Raw genomic sequence first — 19902 nt, 5'->3', positions numbered from 1 at the left:
GCGCTGCTGCCCACGCCGAGCCACCGCGATCGTGCAGGCCATCCTCGTTCTGCACCACGTCGAAGCCAACCGCTACGCAGGATGAAAAAGGCTCACTAGATTGCCTACGCCGTCGCCGAGGACTGCGGCTGCGGCTGCGGCTGCGGCTGCGGCGCAACTGACAAAACGCTCGAGGTGCCGGTCGAGATCGAGGTAGTGCCTGATAAGCGCGCCGGTCCAACAACCTCTCATGCCGCTGTCCGCGCTCGGGCCAACCTGCCGTCGACCAGTGTCTGGCGGCGGCGGACCGACGCCCTGTCGTGCTTGATATGCAGGTAATCCTTGGTGATCCACGGCATGTTTGTGCTGGTGGATTGGGTATTGAAGGGTGCCTGGATGTCGGCGTGGAGTGGTTTGGGGTTGGTGCGGTCTCGGGACGCGGCTGGTGGTCTGGTCGTGCGGTTCGGGGTGGCGCTGCTGGATGCGTATCTGGAGTTCCTGGCGGTGCGGTCCCGGCCGAACACGGTGGTCGCGGTCGCGTATGACCTGAAGGTGTTCTTCACCGTGGTCGGCAAAGCGCCGGGCCGAGTCGTCGCGGCGGACGTGCTCGCGTTCGTGACCGCGCAGTATGCCGGTGGCCCGGCCCAGCGGCTACAGGTCGCCGGCGAGGTCGGCAGCGGGGTATCGGCGCGGACGGTCCGCCGCCGGTTGTCGAGCGTGTCCGGGCTGTTCGCGTTCTTGCAGGCCCGCGGTGATGTCGAGGCGAACCCGGTGCCGCGGGGACTGCCGACGCGCCGGGAACGGCAACGTCCCCGCCAGGGTGTTCCGCTGGTGCGGGTTCCACGGACTCTGCCGCGGATTCTGCAGCCGGTCCAGGTGGATGCGTTGCTGGCGGCGCTGCGCACGCACCGCGACCGGGCGATGGTGCTGGGCGGGCTGCGCCGGTGCGAGGTTCTCGGCCTGCGCCTGGAGGATCTGCAGGTCGCCGCCCGCCGGGTGTTCATCGCCGACGGCAAGGGCGGTCATCAGCGGCAGATCCCGGTCTCCGGCCGGTTCTTCGCCTCGGTCGCCGCCTACCTCGACGCCGAACGCCCGCCCGGCATCGCCACCGACCGGCTGTTCGTGGTTCTCAAAGGCCCGCGGCGGGGCCGTCCGCTGTCCGCGGCGGGGCTGGATCAGATCCTGGACTCGGCCCGGCAGCGAGCCGGCCTGAGCAAGGTGACCTGCCATCAGCTGCGGCACACCTGCCTGACCCGGCTGCGGGAGGCGGGCATGGCACTGGAAGCCGTCCAGGCTCAGGCCGGGCGCGCCTGCATCGAGTCCACCCGGATCTATCTGCACCTGGCCGACGACTGGCTGGCTTCGCAATACCGGCGGGCCGCCGAGGCGATCGACGCGCAGCTGTTCTCCGGCAAACCGTTGCCTCGCAACGGCTTCGACGTGATCGAGGGTGGACGGTGAGCGGCTCGCGGCGGCTTCCCGGCTGGGACCAGTTGGCCGCCGAGATCCCCGACACGGTGACCCCGATGCGCCGCTATCTCGACCAGTTGGCCGCCATCCTGCGGCCCGGCAGCGTGTCCGGCGCCGACCTGGCGCTGCGATCACTGGCCGCGTTCCTCGTCGAGCAGGCGCCCGAAGTCCGGTTCATCGCCGACATCCGGCGTCGTCACATCGAGGACTTCCGGACCTGGCTGAACACCAGGTCCGGCTACCGCACCGCCCAGCTCACCCCGGCCACCCTCGCCCACCGTCTCGGCACCCTGCGCATGTTCTTCGTCCGCATCACCGACTGGGAATGGCCCGAAGCACCCGCCCGGATCCCGATCATCCCCGCGGATCTACCGCGGCAGGACCATCCCCTGCCGAAAGCCCTCGACGACCCGTCCGCCGCGAAACTGCTGCGCGCCGCCCAAGCCGAACCCCGCCTGCTCGTCCGCGTCGTCGTCGAAGTCCTGTTACGCACCGGACTGCGCGTCGGCGAGTTCACCGCCCTGGCCGCCGACGCGATCGTGCTCATCGGCGCCGCGCACTGGCTGCACGTCCCGGTCGGCAAACTCCGCGAGGACCGCTACCTACCGCTGCACCCGCACCTGATCACCCTCATCGGTGACTACCGCACCGCCCACGTCGACGCCGATAACCCGCTGCTGCTACCCCGGGAGAACGGGCGCCCCCTCGACCGGCACACCGTCACCAGACTGATCAACAAAGCCGGCACGGCCGCCGGCCTGGCCCACATCCACCCGCACCAGCTCCGGCACACCCTGGCCACCCAGGCCATCAACCGCGGCATGACCCTCGAAGCCATCGCCGCCCTGCTCGGCCACCGCAGCCTCGACATGACCCTGCGCTACGCGAAGATCGCCACCCGAACCGTCGCCGACGAATACTTCGCCGTCACCGAGAAAGTCGAATCCCTTTACCAGCAAGGAAAACCGCTACCCGCGGACATCATCGGCCCCCGCATGGCACGGCTACGCCGCGAGCACCACCGCCTGCTCGGCAACGGCTACTGCACCCGCCCACCCGAACTCGACTGCGCCTCCGAGGCCATCTGCGAGACCTGCACCTTCTTCCAGACCAGCATCGAGTTCCGGCCCACCCTGCAAGCCCAGCACGACCACGCCGCCGACCACAATCAGACCCACCGCGCCGACCTGTTCACCCGGCTCCTGAACGGCCTGGACCAACAAGCATCATGATCGACTTGACAAGGATTACCTGCATAATGCCGCTGTCAGTGCGCCGGGCCACCGGACTCGAACCGGCTCATCCCCACCTTCTCGGGTGCTCAGCGTCAGCATGGCGCACATTCCCATCTGCTTTCGCCCGGCGCGCGAACAGGAGGCTAACTCAGCCGATGCCTGGCGCGTGACCCGCTGTCCGGATGTACTGATCTGCCGCCGAGCGCTCGTGGTCGCCAGGCGACGAGCCGACACCTACGCTGGTGCCGAGATCAGTGCGGCCCCTTGCATCACGCGGGTGTGCTACTGATGAAGGCCTCCGGCCGGCACAGTACGGTGATCCGATATGACAGGCCGACGTTGGACCAGATCCGGCCCCGCAGCGTGAGGCAGATGCCGACCCGGTCGTCGTGTTCCGGGTGCTCGAAGAAATCCGCACGTGGGTCCGCGATTGCGCCGACCAGCCCTTGTGAGCCCTGCGTGGTGCCCGGCACCTGGAGCAGGCCGACGGCAATCTGGATCTCGGCGTCGTCGAGCTCGCGGACGGTGTACCAGTGGGTGTCAGGCAGAAACAACTGCGAGTCGACAACACGCCGCTGGTAGTTCGGTCCCATCATCCCGGATTCCGGGTCGGGGATGTCACCGATCCAGGCCGTCCCCGCGTAGTCGGTGCGCAGCCGCTGGGCGCCGGTGTGGAACTCCGTCACGAGCGTGTCGAGACGAGGCTGGGCGACGAGGTGCACGGATGCGTCGGTCATGATCACACTCTAATCCGGGCCGGTGACACCTAACGTGACCACGGTTGCCCTCCGGATCGGGCACGCCGCGGGCCCGCCGAATCAAGCACCGCGCCACCTCCGTCGGGATCCGGATGCCGGTGATACGCCGCAAATGTGATGAGCCCGCAGATGCTGCGCCACCCGTTCGTTACGGCCACACTCCGCGAGGTCCAGATCGCCGCCCGCCATGCCGAGCCTCGACCACCACGCGCTACGAACAGGCTCGCACGAACCGTGACCTACGCCCTGATTACATCCTCGCCTACATGGCCTTCAGCGCGTGACAACGAACGACTGACAAGCGCGCAACTTTGCCGGGTTGAGTGCGTTCGCAAAGCCATGCGATCCACCTCAACACCGATACGGTTGAAGGATGCCCTCGTCCGGAAACGATCCGCTTGTGCCGCCCTGGGAGCCCTCGGACGTCAGCAACCGCACGAGTCACCGGGTCCAGTCGTCCACCCTTGCTGACGAGGTGCGTACCGAGCTTGCAGCCGCGGGCCTGCCGATCCATCCTGGCCACGAAGACCGGCGCGGCAATGAGGTCAGCGGCGTTTTGGTCGAGTTGGCCGATGACTTCGAGCCAGGTCAGGGCGGCGTGTGGGTGTCTTGGTGGGTCAATGGCCCATTGGCCGAGGCATCATTGCGTGCGCGGCGGGTCGGTGCCTGGCGTCGCGACAGTACCGGTGGCACTGAGTGGCATCCGGCCCTCCGGCATTTGTTCGTTGTCAAGGAGGCCATGAGCAGTGCTCTGGAGGAGATTCTGCAATCCCTGGGGTACGCGGTACTCCGGGATGTGGACGACTACAGGGAGGAGAGCCTTCTGGTGAGAGCGCGCGCTCCCGGACCGCATTGGCGAGATCGCGCCGTACCCCCGCTAGCCGGCTCGACCGGTTACTCAGGGGGCGTCCGGGTGCGGCTGATTGCGGGCGAGTTCGCAGGTGCCGTTACTACTGTCGTCAGCCACAAATATCCGTTGGGTGCGATAATCGGCCCGCCTCTGGAATATACCGTGGAGCATCCAGACGGAGAGGGGCAACTCACCGTCGCTCCGGAAGACTTAACCCTGGCCGAGGACGACGATGTACAGCCCTGACCTATAAAAGAACGAAGTCGATTGCAGGTCCTAACCCGCTCGATAATCGACGCGCCAACGTACTGTTTCGCCGCTGATCGTTTGATGGTCGCTATCGGTGACCATCGGCTACCACGTCGGCGCGATGTCTCGACCGCGGCAAGCATCGCCACCACTGCTCGTCAACCACCAGGTCCCGCGTCTCGAATAGCGCTCGCTCGACGGCGCTCGGGTCGATGGGCCGAGCGGGGCCCCGACGTGCGACTGCCACCACATCCTCCGGTAGCCGAACGTTGTGCGCCTCCACGTAGTGAGCCAGCCCTTCGGGCCAGATGAAGTACTCGCCGTCGGTCAGCTCCGTACTGCCGTTGTCGATGCCGCAAACTCGACACACCGAACGACCGGCAAATGCAACCAAAGGCGTCCCTGAGCGTAAATAGGCGAGCACCGCATCGCGCTCTATCAGGGAGCCTGCGCCTAGAAAGTCACTGACGGACGGCCAGTCTTCCGGCGTCAAGGGCTCATCCCAGTAGCCGATTAGCCGTAGTGCGTCTTGCCCCCATCAAAGCACTCCTACCTGCCCGCGAACCCGCAGGCTAACCCCTGGCCGGTTGGTCGGGGAACGGGAGATCGCCGGGAGGCATGGACTCCTCTATTGCCGCAGAGAACGCGCTCTGGGTCCCGTCGCCGTCCGTGCCCAGCGCGCAGGGCGGCACGCACCGTAGTCACCCTTGATGGCGCAGTGATCTCGTCCGCAGCGACGTCGGGGCAGGGCGGAAGGCTGAGGCGGCAAGCTCAGGCGGTGTGGAGCCGGCCGTGGTTGCTGCGGCTCCGATACGGCCCGGCGGAATGGGCATGGCGATGCCTGACTGGTGACGGTGGGCACCGATCCGCCAGCGGAACCGGTCGGCCGACCGACGGCCGCTGACCGCCGACCGACGGCCGCCAGGGCGAGCGGGGGCCAACCGCCCGGCGGTCAGATGCGCAGGAACCGCAACACGGCGAGGACGCGGCGGTGGTCGGCGTCGGTCGGGGGCAGGTCGAGCTTGCTGAGGATGCTGGTGATGTATTTCTCGACGGCGCTGTGACTGACCTTCAGGGTGTCGACGATGCCGTGGTTGGAGCGGCCCTCCGCCATCAGCCGCAGCACCTCCAGCTCGCGGGGTGTGAGCCGGTCCATCGGGTCCTGGCGGTGGCGGACCAGCAGCTGCGCGACCACCTCGGGATCCAGGGCGGTGCCCCCGGCGGCCACCCGGCGCAGGGCCGCGAGGAAGTCGGACACGTGAGCGACCCGGTCCTTGAGTAGATATCCGACGCCGCTGGTTCGCACGGACAGCAGGTCGGTGGCGTAACGCTCCTCGACGTACTGCGACAGCACGAGGACGGCGACCGCGGGAAACTGATGCCCGATGACGAGTGCGGCGCGGATGCCCTCGTCGGTGTGGGTGGGCGGCATCCGCACGTCGATCAGAGCCAGGTCGGGCCGGTGCTCGGCGACGGTGCGCAGCAACTGCTCGGCATCCGCCACCGCGTCGACGACGTCGAAACCGCCGTCGGCGAGCAGTTTGGTCAGACCCGCGCGGAGCAGCACCGAGTCCTCGGCGATCACGATCCGCACGGCAGCTCCACGGTGACCGTCGTCGGCCCGCCGGCCGGGCTGTGCAGCGCGAACGTCCCGTCGACCGACGCGGCGCGCTGAGCGAGACCGAGCAGCCCCGTGCCGCCGCCGAGTGTGGCGCCGCCTCGGCCGTCGTCGGTGACGACGACGCGGAGCCGGTCGGCGACGATGTCCACGGTGATCTCGGCACGGCTCGCGTGGGCGTGTCTGGCGATGTTGGTGAGAGCCTCCGAGACGACGAAATAGGCGACCGCCTCGACGACCGGCGAGCAGCGACCCGGCACGCTGACGGCCACCCGCACCGGGACAGGTGCGCGGGCTGCGATGCCCGACAGCGCCGCGTCGAGGCCACGGTCGTCGAGCACCGCCGGGTGCAGTCCGCGGACGAATTCCCGCAACTCGGCGAGGGCCTGTGTGGCCTCGTCGTGGGCCTCCACGATGGCCTGCCGGGCCGGTGCGGGCAGGTCGGTGAGGTTGGCCCGGGCCATGCCGAGATTCATCGCCAGGGAGACCAGCCGCTGCTGGGCGCCGTCGTGCAGGTCGCGCTCGATCCGGCGGCGCTCGGCGTCGGTGGCGGCGACGACCTCGGCGCGGCTGCGCGACAGCGTCTCCACCCGCACGGACAGCTCCTCGTTGCGGCTCGGGCCGAGCAGTGCCCGGGCCGCCGCCGTGTCGGCGCGCGCCACGACACGGGCCACCCACGGTGCGGCGACGAGCGCCGGCACCGCGAGGACCAGGTAGGCGGGCTCGGCCCAGGCCAGCAGAGTCGCCGACCAGCAAGCTGCCACCGCGGCAGCGCCGGACACCCCGATGAACAGGCTCAGCACGTGGTAGCCCCACTGCCGCCACCACCCGTGCGACGGTGGGATCTCGACGTCGAGCAGCGCCCGGAACCGTCGGCGCTGCATCGCGGACAGGCCCCGCACCACCCGTGGCAGCGACAGCGTGGCGGTCACGGTGAGCACGACGAACAGGGTGGTCAGCGCGAGGTCGTCGCCGGAGGTGTACAGCAGGCTCCAGATCGCGCTGTAGCCGGCGCCGACCGGCAACCCGCACGTCAGCGCGAAGGCGGCCACGCCGAGCGGCAGCCCGGCCAGCGCGTGGAGGGTGGCACGCCAGGTGTGCGCCGGCCAGAGGGCACTCAACACCGTGGGGAGCGCGCCGCCGCGCCGAGGTACAGCCGTTTCCACCGAGGTCACGGGATCAACCTAGACAGGCCCGCCGGTGCTGGCCATGGTGCCATCCCGCCCGCGGGGGTACGGGTAACCCCACCCCGAACCGGCTGCCCGCCCCACCGACAGCGCGCCCGGATCCCGGCAGGGTTGTCACCGTTCACCCCGTCTCCCGAGGAGTCGCACCTTGCCCGGACTCGCCCCAGCCCTCACCCGCCGCTCGCTGCTGTCGGCCGCTGTCCTGACCGCCGGTCTCGGCGTCATCACCCGCGCGCCGGCCGCCGCCCGGCCACGATCGGCCGCCGAGGGGTACACGCTGCCCATGCCGACCGGCCGCGAGCAGCTCGGCACCGTCGCGCTCCACCTCGTGGACCGCACCCGCACCGATCCCTGGGTGCCCGGGCGGCCGACTCGCGAGATCATGATCCAGATCTGGTACCCGGCCCGGCACAGCCACGGCCACCCGGCGGCGCCGTGGCTGTCGCCGGGCGCGGTGCCCCACTTCTCCGAGGTGTTCGGCCTGCCCGCCGAGAGAGTCCGCGCGACGGCCACGCACGGCCGGACCGGCGCTCCGGTGCACGGCGGCCGTCCGGTGGTGCTCTACTCGCCCGGTCTGGGCGGCGACCGCGGCACCAGCACCGTCCTGGTCGAGGAGCTGGTGAGCCACGGCTACATCGTCGTCACCATCGACCACACCCACGACGCCAGCGAGGTCGAGTTCCCGGACGGGCGGGTCGAGGTGGCGGCCATCCCGCCCGACATCGACGAGCAGATCATCGCCCGGGCCGTCGCGGTTCGTGAGGCCGACACCCGGTTCGTCCTCGATCAGCTGGCCGTCGTCAACGCCGGTGGCAACCCTGACGCGGGGAACCGCCGGCTTCCCGTTGGGCTGCGGGGCGCATTCGACCTGAACCGGATCGGCATGTTCGGCCACTCACTCGGTGGCAGCACCGCCGCCGCCACGATGCACCACGACCGGCGGGTCAGGGCCGGAGTCAACCTGGACGGCACACTCGTCGGCGCGGGTGCCGTCGCGGGCTCCGACCGGCCGTTCCTGCTGCTGAGCAGCGACCACGGCACCGACCCGGAGGACCCGACCTGGGACGCGTTCTGGACGAGCCAGCGGGGCTGGAAACGTGAGCTGAGCCTGACCGGCTCGGTCCACGGCTCGTTCAACGACGGCCAGGTGCTGTACCCGCAGGCCGCCCCGGAGATCGGCCTCACCCCCGAGCAGCTCGCCGGGCTGGTCGGCACGCTCCGCCCACAGCGTTCCGTCACCATCCAGCGCGACCACCTCCGGGCCTTCTTCGACCAGCACCTGCGGGGCCGACGCAGCCGGCTGATGTGCGGCGCGGACCCGCGCTATCCCGAGATCCGTCTCGTCCGGTAATGCGGGTCAGCCGAGCGGGGCGTTCATCGCACCGTCGAGCAACGCGTCCCGGGCACCGGAGCCGCCACCTGCCACCCATGCCCGTATGGGCGGCGTTCAGGCACGCCACGGCGGAGGCGACGGGGGCCCGGGCGCGGGGTCCCGATCGGCGGGCAGATCACCCGCCAGGCGGGCGGCGACCAGCGGGCCGCCAGGGTCGGGTGGGCCTCGATCATCCGCGGGAACGCCAGGGAGTGCTCGTCCGCGGGGCGTTCGGCGAAGGCCCGCGAGCGCCGGCCCGAGATCCTGTAGCCAGGTCAGCACCACGTCCTCCTGGATGCCGAAATACCGGGAAGAAGGCGGTACGAGACAGGCCGGCCCCGGCGGCGATCTGCTCGGCTGTCGTGTTGCCGCATCCCCGCTCGGCGAAGAGCCGTGTCGCTGGCCTCCGCGCGCATCGCCTGCCGGGTCCGCTCACGCAACGAGGCCCAGCCGCGATCAACTCGCCCCTCGTGTGCTGGCCGCCGGGCGCGGGCCGGTGCCCGCCCGTGCCGAAATTCGGTCGCTGTGGTCGGACAGGGTTGCGCGGATCGCTGCCGGCCGTGGTGTGCGCGGCAAGTGCGACCGGCCATCAAGGTGCGGTGGAAGCCGCATCCCCCGAGAATGCACCGCCCACAGGCCGCTTGAGGCGTTTTCGCTCGACGATCGTGGTTGCCGTAACCACACTCAGCGGTGGCACATCCTTGGCGACAACGGCGCCCGCGCCGACGACTGAGCCGTGACCGATCGTCACTCCCGGGGTGACGGTGGCCGACGCGCCGATCCACACGTCGTCCTCGATGACGATGGGTGCGTGCGTAATGAAGTCGTACCGCTCATCGGGTTCGACGGGATGTCCGGCGGTGCTGAGAGTGACGCGGGGACCGATGAGCACGCGGTCTCCGATGGTGATGCCTCCGAAGTCGAGAAAATAGCAACCCTGATTGATGAAGACGCGTTCGCCGAATGAAGCGCCCAGCCCGTAGTCGCAATGGAACGGGGGCAGGATCGACAGCGAATCGGGAATCGGACGTCCGAAGATCTCCGTCAGCACCGTACGGCGTGCGTCGAGATCGTCGAACGGCAGCAGATTGAGCCTCGATGTCAGATTCATGACGGTCTGCACCCGCTGTGCGAATGCTCGTGACTCGGGGGTTCGCGTCGGTAGGCGTCGCTCGTTACGCACAGGGTGATGTTGGCACGGTGAGCCACTTGATGGCTCACCACAGGTGCCTCATCCGGTGGCCTAACTGTTCGCCCTGACGTGGCGGTGCACGGCGAGGCCCACCAGGATCAGGAGGACACCGGCGAGCGGGCCGGTAGGCCGCCAGCGATCCCGTCAGTACGACCGCGATCACCGGCGCTGACCACCCGAGACCTCCACCGCTCGCCACCCCGAGAGACCAGAAGCCGCCCAAGAGCATCCAGAAAAAGAAGTACCATCCTCCGCCGGCCGATGCCCCATACATCCGGGCCACTGCTCGCGGCCATCGTGCCGATTCGACGCAACCTCCATACGAGATGGCCGGGCAGCCGACCATCGGGTGCCGCTCAATCTGATCGGCCGAGGCCGTCATGGCCCGGTTCGGGCAGGATCAGCGCGCTCGGCGACGGTGATCCTGGTCGCGCGCAGGCGGTCGAGGGCGGGCACCAGGCCTCGCGGCAGGTACAGGACGCAGACGATCAGAACCAGGGCATAGACGGCGTACGAGAGCACGCTCGGCGCATAGTCCGGCATCCCCGGCTGCGTGCCGAGGGTGTTCAGCACCTGCACCAGCACGGTGATCACCGCGGCACCGACGACCGGGCCCGCGATCGTGCCGAGTCCTCCGACCACGGCCATCACCACGAACTCGATCGAGAGCAGCACCGGGAACGAGCCCGGCGACAGGTAGCCCAGATAGAAGGCATAGACCCCGCCTGCCAGGCCGGCCATCGCGGCGGACAGGGTGAACACGGCGAGGCGGTAGCGGCCGATCGCCACCCCGCTGGCGGCGGCCGCGGTCTCGCTGGTCGCGGCGGCGCGCAGTCCGCGTCCGGCGCGGGACTCGATGACGTTCCGCGAGATCAGCAGGGCGACGGCCAGCACCACCCACGCGGCGTACGCGTACCCGACGTCCCGGAGCTCGACGCCGAGAACCGTGAGCCGGGGTATGCCCTGCAGCCCGATCGCCCCGCCCGCCCAGTCGGCCTGTGCCAGCACGGACAGCAGGATCAGCTGCACCGCGAGGGTCGCGAACGCCAGGTGGTGCCCGCGCAGCCGGAGCAGCGGCGCGCCGAGCAGCACCGCCGCGACGGCCGCAACCACCGGGGCAACGGCCAGCGCGATCAGCGACGGCACACCGTGGACGGACAGCAGCCCGGCCGCGTACGCCCCGATCGCGTAGAAGGACGCCTGACCGAGCGAGACCTGTCCGGCGTACCCCATCAGTAAAGAGACGCCGACCGTGACCGTGGCTGCCAGCAGGAGCAGCACGAACGTCGCGAGATACCGCTCCGGCAGGATCGGCGGCAGGGCCAGGGTGGCGACACCGGCCGCGAGGAGCGCCCACCGCGTCATCGGGCCGCCTCCGGAACCGGGCCGGTGCGAGCCGCCTGGACGACGCGTCATCGGGCCGTCTCCGGGACCGGGCCGGTGCGGGCCGCCTGGACGATCATGACGGTGAGCATCAGCACGAGAGCCACCTCCACCTGGTAGGCGCCGCCGCCGTAACCGGCGGCCAGGGTCTGTGTCACGCCCAGCAGCAGGCCGCCGGCGAGGGCGACGACCGGGCGGGTGAGGCCGCCGAGGACGGCGGCGGCGAAACCGTTGACGATCAGGGTGACGTCGCTGTCGAAGGTGACCTGCTGGACCGGGGTGGTGAGCACGCCGGCCAGGCCGCCGAGGGCGCCGCCGATCGCGAAGGCGAGCAGGCCCATCCGGCGTATGTCGATGCCGACGACCTGTGCGGCGTACCGGTTGGAGGCGCATGCGGACAGCGCCTTGCCCAGGTCGGTGCGGGTGAAGAACCAGGCCATCAGCAGGAACACGGGCGCGGTCACGGCGAGGATCAGCAGGTAGTGGGCGGGAAACCGGGCTCCTGCCACTTCGGCCACTCCGGTCACGCCCGGGTAGGACCGGGGCTGGTCACCCCAGATCAGGACCTCGATGGCGTACGCGAGGACGCCCATTCCGAGGGTGACGATGAGCGAGGTTCCGGGGCTGGTGCCGGGGCGCCCGATCGCGACGACGCCGACGATGAGCCCGGCGAGCGCGCCGAGCGCCACTCCCCCGAGTTCGGCGACGCCGTGCGGGAGCCCCGCTCCGAGCAGCGACGACGTCAGCATGGCGGCCAGTACCGCGAACCCGCCCTGCGCGAAGTTGACCACCCGCGTGACCCGGTAGATCGCCACGAGCCCACTGCCGACCAGCGCGAACCCGGCTCCGATCCCGAGCCCGGTCAACAGGTACCCGATGAGGTCACTCACGCCGTCCGTCCTCTCCAGCTGTGCCGTACCGCTGTCTCACCGCGGCCCGGACAGCGGTAGGACCCAGCCGCGGTCATGGGGTCACCGCCACATGGCCGCCGAGGTAGGCGGCGGCTACCCGGGGGTCGTCGGCGAGGGTGGCGGCCGGGCCTTGCAGGGCTATGCGGCCGGCCTCGAGGACGTAGGCGCGGTCGCAGAGGTCGAGGGCCAGGCGGGCGTTCTGTTCGATCAGCAGGACGGCCAGGCCGCGGTCGGTGTTGAGGGTGCGCAGATGGTCGACGAGGGTGGTGACGATCAGCGGGGCGAGGCCGAGGCTGAGTTCGTCGATGACGAGGATGTCGGGGCGGGCCATGAGGGCGCGGCCGATGGCGACCATCTGCTGCTGGCCGCCGGAGAGGGCGCCGGCCTTGCGGTGGCGGACCGTGGTCAGCTCGGGCAGCAGGTCGTAGATCGCGGTGGTGTCGCGGCCGTGGCGGCCGTTGCGCCAGCCGCCGAGGCGCAGGTTGTCGTCGACGGTGAGGTCGCCGAACATCTCGCGGCCCTCGGGGACCTGGGCGAGCCGGCCGTTGACGGTGATCGTCCCGGAGGCCGGGCGGATCAGGCCGGACAGGGCTTTGACCAGGGTGGACTTGCCGGCCCCGTTGGCGCCGATGAGGGCGACCATCTCGTGGTCGTGGACGGTCAGGTCGACGCCGTCGAGGGCGGTGGCACCCGAGTAGCGCACGGTGAGGTCGTGTGTCTCGACGACGGCGGTCATGGGCCGGCCCCTTCCGCCGGAGCCGGGGCCGAAGCGGGAGCGGGAGCGGGGGTCGGGGGCTCGGTGGAGGGGCCGAGGTAGGCGGCGATGACGCGGGGGTCGGCGCGGACCTCGGCAGGGGTGCCCTCGGCGATGACGCGGCCCAGGTCGAGGACGGTGACGCGGTCGGCGAGTCGCATCACGAACGCGACGTCGTGCTCGACCAGCAGGATCGTCAGGCCTTCGGCACGCAGGCCGGTGATCAGGGTGGCGAGGTGTTCGCGTTCGGCGGCGCGCAGGCCGGACGCCGGTTCGTCGAGCAGCAGCAGGCGGGGCCGGCCGCAGAGGGCGCGGGCCAGTTGGAGGGCACGCTGCTGGCCGAGTGGTAGTTCCTCGGCGGGGCGGTGTGCCCAGTCGGCGAGGCCGGTGCGGTCCAGGCAGGTCAGGGCGCGTTCGCGGATGAGGCGTTCCTCGCGGTGGTGCCGGGGCAGGCGCAGGGCGGCGGTGAGAAAACCCGCGCGGGTGGTGGCGTGCGCGCCGACCATGACGTTCTCGAGCGCGGTCAGTCCGGGGAAGGTCCGGGCGGCCTGGAAGACGACGCCGATGCCGTGCCGGGCCCGGCGGTGGGCCGGGAGGCGCTCGACGGGCTGTCCGTCGAGCGCCACGGTGCCGTGGTCGGCGGCGAGCTGGCCGCCGATCAGGGCGAACAGCGTCGATTTGCCGGCGCCGTTGGGGCCGATGATCGCGCGTAGTTCGCCGGACGGCACCGTCAGGCTCACGTCGCGGACGGCGTAGACGCCGCCGAACGCGCGGGAGACATTGTCCACGGTCAGTTTCACTTGTATCGGGCCTTGGAGAATTCGGTGGGTACGAACTTGCCCCCCTCGATCGTGTTGACCGAGATGAAGTCGGTGGTGAGTCCGGAGTGGTCGGTGGCTGAGTAGGTGTAGGTGCCGTTCGGGGTGGTGAGGGTGAGGCCTTCGAGGGCGTCGCGGACCTTCTTGCGGTCGGTGTCGCCGGCCTTCTCGATGGCGGCCGCGAGGAGTTTGACGCCGCTCCAGCCGTCCTGGGCGAACTGCGGCGGCGGGTAGCCGTACTTCGTGGTGAAGGAGCTGGTCAGTTCGTCGACGGCGGTCTTGAGTTCGCCGGCCGGCAGGTGTTCGCCGACGACGCCGACGGAGCTGGCGATGACCGCGCCCTCGGCGGCCGGGCCGGCGGGTTCGAGGAAGAGTTTGCTGGCCTGGGCGCCGGTCAGGACCAGTGGGATGGTCAGGCCGGAGGCGGCGTACTGCTTGGTGAGCGCGACCGCGGGTGCGCCCGTGGCCCAGACCATCAGGGCCTGCGCGTCGGAGGCGCGGACGTGGGTGAACACGGCTCCGAACTCGGTGGCGGTGGTCTGGAACTCCTCGATCGGCGCGACCGTCACGCCGTACTGCGAAGCCTTGTTCTGAAGGCCTTTGGCTCCGGCGACCGCGTAGCTGCTCTTGGTGTCGTAGGCGAGCGCGACCTTCGTGAGTTTCGCGGATTGGAAGTACTGCAGGGCTGCCTCGGCGTAGGTGCCGGAGGTGGCGGGGACCACGAAGACGTACGGATGGACGGGGTTGACCTGCTCGTCGGCCGGGGTGAGCGAGACGTAGGGGATCTCCTCGCGGTCGACCAGCGGGATGGTGGCCAGTGCCGAGTTGCTGAACGGCGATCCGATGATGGCGTCGGAGCCGCCCTTGAGTTCGTTGAAGGCGAGGACGGCCTGGTCGGGCAGGCTCTTGTCGTCGCGGACGGACAGTTCGATCTGCTTGCCGCCGATCCCGCCGGCCGCGTTGATCTTCTCGACGGCGAGGGCGACGGATTTCTGGTTCTCGGTGCCGAGCGGTGAGTAGTTGCCGGTGAGCGACACGATCTGGCCGATCCGGATCGTGTCGGCGCCGCTGCCGGTGTCATTGCCGCAGCTCGCGGCGGTTATCGCAAGGGTGAGGACTAGCAGGAGACCGGTTCTTCGCACGATGACCTCCCTTGAGGATTCATCGAAGTTAGGCTTTCTCTTCACGGCCGTCAAGAATGTGCCTAACATCTAGCGCATGCCGCCGAATCCGCAGACGCTGATGTTGATGTTGCTCGGAGACTTCGTGCTGGACCGGGACGTGTGCGTCTTCTCCGGCAGCGCGATCGACGTGCTCGGGCGGCTCGGCGTCTCGTCGCACGCCACCCGGTCCACCCTCACCCGCATGGTCAACCGGGGGCTGCTGAAGCGGCAGCGCGACGGCCGCAAGATGTACTTCGGGCTCACGGCGCGGGCCGCCGACCTGCTGCACGACGGGCGTTCGCGGATCTGGGAGGCCGGGGCGGTCAACGATCGCTGGGACGGTACGTGGACGCTGCTCTGCTTCTCGCTGCCGGAGTCGTGGCAGCGGGAGCGGCACGGGTTGCGGTCACAGCTGGCGTGGTCGGGGTTCGGGCCGCTGCAGGGCGGGTTGTGGATCGCACCGGGGGTGGTTCCCGCTCAGGACATCGTCACGGGGCTGGGGCTGTCGGCGCATGCGCGGGTCTTTCACGCTCGGGCGGCCGACCTGACCGACATCGGTGCGATGGTGCGTGACGCGTACGACCTGAGTGAGGTCTCGGCCCGCTACCAGGAGTTCCTGGACCGATGGGAGGGGCCGGCGCCGTTCGAGGATCCGCTCGCGGCGCGGCTCAGCCTGACCGCCGAGTGGCTCGGCGCGATCCGCCGTGACCCGCGGCTGCCGGTCGAGCACCTGCCACCGGGCTGGCCGGCGGCCCGCGCGCAGAAGCTGTTCCGCGATCTGGAGGCCGCCTACCTGGAGCCGGCGCGGGCCGTGGCCGAGGATCTCCTGGACCTACAGATTGACTGTATATAGAGACGATCTATAGTTCAGGTCATGGCGATGCAGGAACCCACGTTCTTCATCCTCACCGCGCTGGTCCGCACACCCCTGCACGGGTACGGGATCATGCAGTCGGTCGAGGAGCTCTCCGACGGGCGGGTCAGGCTCAAGGCCGGCACGCTCTATGCCGCGCTGGACCGGCTCACCGCCGACGGGTTCATCAGGGTCGACCGGGAGGAGGCCGTCGGCGGGCGGCTGCGGCGCTACTACGTGCTCTCCGACGACGGGCGCGCCGAGCTGGAGACCGCGATCGCTCGGATGGAGTCCAACGCGCGGGTCGCCGGGGCGCGGTTGCGAGCGCACTATGCCTGACCCCTCGTCGCCTGACCCCTCGTCGGAGCTGGAGAAGGCCTACCGGCGGCTGCTCCGGGTCTACCCGCGCTTCTACCGGCGGGAACGCGGCCTCGAGATCCTCACGACGCTGCTCGACGCGGCGGCTCCCGGGCAGACCCGGCCGTCGCGGGACGAGACGGTCTGGGTCGTGCTGACCGGGCTGCGGCTGCGGCTCGTTCCGGCCGGCTGGGCCGGGAAGCTGGTCACCGTCCTGGTCACGGTGTGGACCGCGCTCGTGCTCGGTGGCGCCGGGGCCTACGCGGGCTGGAGTGCCTCGCCGCTCGCCGGCACCGACGTCGCGGCGCTCAGTGACGCGCTGGCCGGGCGGGCACCGTCGAGCACGCACACGAGCGGTGACGGGAATCTTCTCGACCTGGCGTACGGCTACCAGGCCGAGGGTGAGTTCCAGCAGCTCGGGGCCGAGGGGTGGGAGGGGCCGCTGCCTGCTCCGATCGGGCGGACCCGGGTCTACCCGGCCGGTGACCCGGCGGTCGTCACCGACGCCCGGCGGACATTGGCGGCCGAGGGCTGGCAGACCGGTTCGATCGTCGGCGCGAGCACGTTCTGGGCTCACCGCGACGGGGTGCTGCTGCGGCTGACCGGCTCCGTCGAGAACGTCACCGTCAGCGCCTTTCCGGCCGAGCCGGGCGGGGTACGCGACGCGGCCGTCGCCGGTGCGGCGCTCGGAGTGCTGCTGGCGTGGCCGTTCATGACGTGGCTGACCCACCGGGTGGCGCGTACGCCGGGAGTGTCACGGTGGTCGCTCGTGCTGCTCGTGCCGCCGGTCGCCCTCCTGTGCGGGGTGAACACCGTCGACAGTGTCCTCAGCATGTGGCCCGACCCGGACACGGCCGCCGTGCCGCTCGCCGTCGACTGGATCTATCCGCTGGCCAATCAGGCCGCCAATCCGCTGGTCGCGATCATGCTGGCCTTCGCGCTGGCCGTCACGATCGGCCTGATCACCACCGGCAGCGGTCGCCGGCGGGCCGGCCTGGCCCGGAACTGACCCCGGCTGTGCCACACCGCTGGGGTTCAGGCGCCCAGCAGGGTGGCCGCGGCCTGCAGGTCGGGGACTGTGGCGGTGGCGGCGGGTTCATCGGGGGCGTCGGCGTATTCGCCGGTCCGGACACGGATCGAGCGGGCGCCGAGCGCTGCCGCCACCGCCATGTCCTTTCCGGGGCGGTCGCCGATCACCACCAGGCCGGTGGGGTGCACACCCAGGGTCTCGGCTGCCTGACGCAAGCCCTCCGGGTGAGGTTTGCGCAGCGTACGACCGCCCAGCTCGTCGGTTATGACGATCGTGGTGAACGCTTCGGACAAGCCGGTGGCCGCGAGTTTGGCCCGCTGGATCGTGGGGTTGCCGTCGGTCAGGCAGGCCACCGGGTAACGGGCACTGATCGCGGTCAGGGCGTCGAGCGCGCCGGGATAGCGCGGCAGGCGACGCGGACGGTACGTGGTGAACGCGGCGACCAGCACCGGGATCAGGTCGGCGGCCAGGTCGGGGGCGATGCCGTAGGCGATCAGCGCACGGTCGATGGTGCGGCCGCGGTCGGAGCCGGATATCAGCTGGCGGCGGACGGCGCGGCTCAGGCGCACCTGGTCGAGCCCGGCGGCGGCGCCCGCGCGGCCGACCGCCCGGGCGGCGCCGTAGAGGTGGCTGCTCTGCGGGAACAGGGTGTCGTCGAGGTCGATCACGACGGCCAGGGGTGGTTTCTCGATCAGGTCCATGCTGCCCGCGTCCAGGGTTTCGGTGTGGAAACGCATGGGGAACCTCCGCGGGGCAGCGATGATGATGGCGCGACCGGTAGATCGGTCGCGCCATCGCCCGGTTGAGGAGAGTTCCTACTCGGCTACGTGCTTGTCGAAGCCGATGTACAGGCGGGCCGACGCGTTGGCGCCCAGCGCACCGAGCGTCTCCAGCTCACGCAGCCGCAGCAGGGCCGGGTGCTGCGTGTACGCCTCGGCGGCGTCGGCGAGCCGGCGCAGGGCGTCGACCTCGGCGTCCGCGCGGATCCGCTTGGCCTCGGCGTCGGCCTCGGCTGCCAGCCGTGCGGCGCTGGCCCGCGACGTCGCTTCCAAGGTCTCACGATCTGCTTTGGTACGGGCTTCGACCATCTGTGCCTCGGCGAGACGCTGGGCGGTCAGCACCCGGTTCATGACGTCCTGCAGGTTGCCCGGGAAGACCAGGTCCTTCACGTCGGCGCGGATGATGCGTACGCCGTAGCCGGCCGACACGCCCTCGACGTCGCGCAGGATGTCCTCGGAGAGCTGGTTGCGGTTGGTGAGGATCGCCTCGAGGGTCATCGACGCGAGCGAGCGGCGGGCGGCGAGCTGCACGTCGCTGTAGACGCGGTCGGTGTAGTCGGCCACCTCCTCGACGGCAGCGACCGGGTCGGTCACCCGGAAATGCGTGATGATGTTGACCCGGACCGCGACCTTGTCGGCGGTCAGGATCTCCTGGCCCTTGATGTTGAGCTCACGCTCACGCAGGTCGATCTGGACGACGTCGACCTTCGCCACGCGGCCACCGAACCGGCGGCGCCGCGGCAGCTCGTAACGGCCCGGCTCCAGGACCTGGTCGAATCGGCCGTCGACATAGCGCAGGCCACGGAAACCACTCCGGATGATCACCTCGTCGGTCATCGGGAAACACCTCATTACTCGCGGAACTCAATTACTCAAGAAGAAAAGGGTGGCCCCGTAGCGGTTCCGATGTGAAGGATCGGTCGCGGAGATGGCATGCGGACAAGCGTGGTTTGATCGCCAGTGCGCCCGCTGCGTAGGCGCTTTCTTCTAAAACCGCCGGGGCCGATCGCCATTCTTCAGCGCGACGACAACGGACGGCAAATCATTTACCAGAAGAGCTTCAATGCCAGCTGTACGGAGGGCGCCTCGAAGTCGTCGGCGTCGACGACCGCCAGCAGCCGGGCGCCGTCCGCGGTGACCTCACGGATCGCCAGACCCTCCACCTTCTCGGCACGGGGCAGAGCCGCGAACACGGGCGCTTCGCCGTCGGCGCCGAGCAGGGCGATGCCCGAACCCACCACCGGACCGTCGTCGACGGCGTTCGGGGTGTCCTCGGCGGCGGCGCTGACCAGCACCCGGCCGTCGCCGAGCGCCACGGCGTCGGTCACCGCCAGGGCCACACCGGCGACGGTGCCGAGGTCGTACCGGCGTACGTCATGAATGTCGATCTTGTCGGGTGTCGTCTCGCCCCGCACCGCGGCCAGCAGCGCCGCCGCGTCGACGTCGGCCGACGCGGTCGGTGCTCCGGCGGCCAGGTTGCCGCGCTGGAACCAGCGCAGGCGGTCGCCGGCCAGGCAGGCGCCCTCGAGGTTCAGCTGGTCCTCGCGCAGTCCGAGGGCGGCGGCGATCGCGAGATACAGCGGGCGCAGACCGGCGACGACGAACCCGCCGCCGCCGACCAGGGAGGCGCGCATCCGGGTCGGCGACGATCCGGAACCCAGCATGAGGACTTCGCCGCCGGGCACCGTACACGCCGCCTCGAAGTCGGGTTTGAGGTGTTTGGTGCCTGCGGCGGAACTGAAGACCTCCAGCCCCTCGATCGGGTCGACGACGCGGACCGCGGTGACCGTGTCCGGTCGCAGCCAGGCCGCGTGGGTGGCGTCGTCCTGCACCACGAGCCATCCGTCGCCGAACGCCGCGATCGCCGAGGCGGAACGCACCGGCGATCCGTCGTCGAAGGTCAGCGTCGAGGTCTCCTCGATCTGCAGCCGCACGCCTTCGATT

21 protein-coding genes and 1 pseudogene are annotated in these 19902 nt (G+C 70.1%); 9 read left to right on the top strand and 13 right to left on the bottom strand.

Annotation, left to right across the window (positions count from 1 at the left end; all coding sequences use genetic code 11):
- The 3 genes and pseudogenes from CLV67_RS47305 to CLV67_RS47295 all read left to right on the top strand — a co-directional run.
- Positions 1–85 (top strand): annotated as a pseudogene (locus CLV67_RS47305) (IS5/IS1182 family transposase); the annotation flags it as partial.
- Positions 86–402: 317 nt separating this feature from the next.
- Complete coding sequence (locus tag CLV67_RS47300) at positions 403–1440, top strand: tyrosine-type recombinase/integrase (RefSeq protein WP_203737802.1); 1038 nt, start codon at positions 403–405, stop codon at positions 1438–1440.
- Complete coding sequence (locus CLV67_RS47295; RefSeq protein WP_106330531.1) at positions 1437–2681, top strand: tyrosine-type recombinase/integrase; 1245 nt, start codon at positions 1437–1439, stop codon at positions 2679–2681. The genes CLV67_RS47300 and CLV67_RS47295 overlap by 4 nt, the downstream gene beginning before the upstream one ends.
- A 272-nt stretch (positions 2682–2953) precedes the next feature.
- On the opposite strand, the gene CLV67_RS47290 is transcribed toward CLV67_RS47295, so the two are convergent.
- Positions 2954–3421 carry a hypothetical protein gene (locus CLV67_RS47290; protein ID WP_146169601.1) on the bottom strand — a complete coding sequence of 156 codons (468 nt, stop codon included), beginning with the start codon at positions 3419–3421 and terminating at the stop codon, positions 2954–2956.
- 394 nt (positions 3422–3815) lie between these two features.
- On the opposite strand from CLV67_RS47290, the gene CLV67_RS47285 reads away from it, so the two are divergent.
- Positions 3816–4538, top strand: a complete 723-nt coding sequence (locus CLV67_RS47285) for a hypothetical protein (protein WP_146169600.1) — start codon at positions 3816–3818, stop codon at positions 4536–4538.
- 721 nt (positions 4539–5259) lie between these two features.
- Positions 5260–5445, top strand: coding sequence for a DUF418 domain-containing protein (locus CLV67_RS54915; RefSeq protein WP_428839501.1), 186 nt, complete (start codon positions 5260–5262; stop codon positions 5443–5445).
- Positions 5446–5493: 48 nt separating this feature from the next.
- Here CLV67_RS54915 and CLV67_RS47275 read toward each other — a convergent pair whose 3' ends face one another.
- The gene (locus CLV67_RS47275; protein WP_106330527.1) at positions 5494–6135 is read right to left on the bottom strand and encodes a response regulator; all 642 of its coding nucleotides are present in this window, start codon (positions 6133–6135) and stop codon (positions 5494–5496) included.
- Entirely contained in the window at positions 6123–7334 is a 1212-nt protein-coding gene (locus CLV67_RS47270; RefSeq protein WP_106330526.1) for a sensor histidine kinase, read from the bottom strand. Before CLV67_RS47270 ends, CLV67_RS47275 begins: the two co-directional genes overlap by 13 nt.
- A gap of 160 nt (positions 7335–7494) precedes the next feature.
- On the opposite strand from CLV67_RS47270, the gene CLV67_RS47265 reads away from it, so the two are divergent.
- Positions 7495–8697 carry an alpha/beta hydrolase family protein gene (locus CLV67_RS47265; protein WP_106330525.1) on the top strand — a complete coding sequence of 401 codons (1203 nt, stop codon included), beginning with the start codon at positions 7495–7497 and terminating at the stop codon, positions 8695–8697.
- A 211-nt stretch (positions 8698–8908) separates the two neighbouring features.
- Here CLV67_RS47265 and CLV67_RS54910 read toward each other — a convergent pair whose 3' ends face one another.
- From CLV67_RS54910 to CLV67_RS47230, 7 genes are all read right to left on the bottom strand, one after another.
- Positions 8909–9154: a TetR family transcriptional regulator gene (locus CLV67_RS54910; protein WP_203737804.1), complete on the bottom strand. Its 246-nt coding sequence runs from the start codon at positions 9152–9154 to the stop codon at positions 8909–8911.
- Positions 9155–9307: 153 nt separating this feature from the next.
- Positions 9308–9829, bottom strand: a complete 522-nt coding sequence (locus CLV67_RS54500) for a sugar O-acetyltransferase (protein ID WP_203737805.1) — start codon at positions 9827–9829, stop codon at positions 9308–9310.
- A gap of 459 nt (positions 9830–10288) precedes the next feature.
- On the bottom strand, positions 10289–11326 hold the full coding sequence (locus tag CLV67_RS47250; RefSeq protein ID WP_249037992.1) for a branched-chain amino acid ABC transporter permease: 1038 nt from the start codon (positions 11324–11326) through the stop codon (positions 10289–10291).
- Complete coding sequence (locus CLV67_RS47245) at positions 11323–12183, bottom strand: branched-chain amino acid ABC transporter permease (protein WP_106330521.1); 861 nt, start codon at positions 12181–12183, stop codon at positions 11323–11325. Before CLV67_RS47245 ends, CLV67_RS47250 begins: the two co-directional genes overlap by 4 nt.
- A 73-nt stretch (positions 12184–12256) precedes the next feature.
- A complete protein-coding gene (locus tag CLV67_RS47240; RefSeq protein WP_106330520.1) occupies positions 12257–12940 on the bottom strand; it encodes an ABC transporter ATP-binding protein in 684 nt (227 codons plus the stop codon).
- Complete coding sequence (locus CLV67_RS47235; RefSeq protein WP_249037991.1) at positions 12937–13746, bottom strand: ABC transporter ATP-binding protein; 810 nt, start codon at positions 13744–13746, stop codon at positions 12937–12939. Before CLV67_RS47235 ends, CLV67_RS47240 begins: the two co-directional genes overlap by 4 nt.
- An 8-nt stretch (positions 13747–13754) precedes the next feature.
- Positions 13755–14918: an ABC transporter substrate-binding protein gene (locus tag CLV67_RS47230; protein WP_239166907.1), complete on the bottom strand. Its 1164-nt coding sequence runs from the start codon at positions 14916–14918 to the stop codon at positions 13755–13757.
- Positions 14919–14994: 76 nt separating this feature from the next.
- Between CLV67_RS47230 and CLV67_RS47225 the strand changes: the two genes are divergently transcribed.
- From CLV67_RS47225 to CLV67_RS47215, 3 genes are read left to right on the top strand one after another with little or no spacing between them, the layout of a single operon-like run.
- Complete coding sequence (locus tag CLV67_RS47225) at positions 14995–15792, top strand: PaaX family transcriptional regulator (protein ID WP_106330517.1); 798 nt, start codon at positions 14995–14997, stop codon at positions 15790–15792.
- 21 nt (positions 15793–15813) lie between these two features.
- On the top strand, positions 15814–16131 hold the full coding sequence (locus tag CLV67_RS47220) for a PadR family transcriptional regulator (protein ID WP_307833905.1): 318 nt from the start codon (positions 15814–15816) through the stop codon (positions 16129–16131).
- Entirely contained in the window at positions 16124–17158 is a 1035-nt protein-coding gene (locus tag CLV67_RS47215; protein ID WP_106330516.1) for a hypothetical protein, read from the top strand. The genes CLV67_RS47220 and CLV67_RS47215 overlap by 8 nt, the downstream gene beginning before the upstream one ends.
- Positions 17159–17184: 26 nt before the next feature.
- Here the strand turns inward: CLV67_RS47215 and CLV67_RS47210 are convergent, their stop codons facing one another.
- The 3 genes from CLV67_RS47210 to CLV67_RS47200 form a co-directional block, all read right to left on the bottom strand.
- Positions 17185–17916 carry an HAD family hydrolase gene (locus CLV67_RS47210; protein ID WP_239166908.1) on the bottom strand — a complete coding sequence of 244 codons (732 nt, stop codon included), beginning with the start codon at positions 17914–17916 and terminating at the stop codon, positions 17185–17187.
- Positions 17917–17994: 78 nt separating this feature from the next.
- Positions 17995–18795: a slipin family protein gene (locus CLV67_RS47205; RefSeq protein WP_106330515.1), complete on the bottom strand. Its 801-nt coding sequence runs from the start codon at positions 18793–18795 to the stop codon at positions 17995–17997.
- A 209-nt stretch (positions 18796–19004) separates the two neighbouring features.
- Positions 19005–19892, bottom strand: coding sequence for a DUF6929 family protein (locus CLV67_RS47200; protein ID WP_106330514.1), 888 nt, complete (start codon positions 19890–19892; stop codon positions 19005–19007).
- Between the last annotated feature and the right edge of the window lie 10 nt (positions 19893–19902).

Source organism: Actinoplanes italicus (assembly GCF_003001815.1).
Classification (GTDB): Bacteria; Actinomycetota; Actinomycetes; order Mycobacteriales; family Micromonosporaceae; genus Actinoplanes; species Actinoplanes italicus.
Note: the sequence above shows the minus strand (reverse complement) of the source record. Positions and strands in the feature narration are given on the sequence as shown.

What these genes read in the sequence shown, in the direction of transcription:
- CLV67_RS47290 (WP_146169601.1), bottom strand. Translation starts at nt 3,421, where the DNA reads ATGACCGACGCATCCGTGCACCTCGTCGCCCAGCCTCGTCTCGACACG.
- CLV67_RS47285 (WP_146169600.1), top strand. Translation starts at nt 3,816, where the DNA reads ATGCCCTCGTCCGGAAACGATCCGCTTGTGCCGCCCTGGGAGCCCTCG.
- CLV67_RS54500 (WP_203737805.1), bottom strand. Translation starts at nt 9,829, where the DNA reads ATGAATCTGACATCGAGGCTCAATCTGCTGCCGTTCGACGATCTCGAC.
- CLV67_RS47250 (WP_249037992.1), bottom strand. Translation starts at nt 11,326, where the DNA reads ATGACGCGTCGTCCAGGCGGCTCGCACCGGCCCGGTTCCGGAGGCGGC.
- CLV67_RS47240 (WP_106330520.1), bottom strand. Translation starts at nt 12,940, where the DNA reads ATGACCGCCGTCGTCGAGACACACGACCTCACCGTGCGCTACTCGGGT.
- CLV67_RS47225 (WP_106330517.1), top strand. Translation starts at nt 14,995, where the DNA reads ATGCCGCCGAATCCGCAGACGCTGATGTTGATGTTGCTCGGAGACTTC.
- CLV67_RS47220 (WP_307833905.1), top strand. Translation starts at nt 15,814, where the DNA reads ATGGCGATGCAGGAACCCACGTTCTTCATCCTCACCGCGCTGGTCCGC.
- CLV67_RS47215 (WP_106330516.1), top strand. Translation starts at nt 16,124, where the DNA reads ATGCCTGACCCCTCGTCGCCTGACCCCTCGTCGGAGCTGGAGAAGGCC.
- CLV67_RS47210 (WP_239166908.1), bottom strand. Translation starts at nt 17,916, where the DNA reads ATGCGTTTCCACACCGAAACCCTGGACGCGGGCAGCATGGACCTGATC.
- CLV67_RS47205 (WP_106330515.1), bottom strand. Translation starts at nt 18,795, where the DNA reads ATGACCGACGAGGTGATCATCCGGAGTGGTTTCCGTGGCCTGCGCTAT.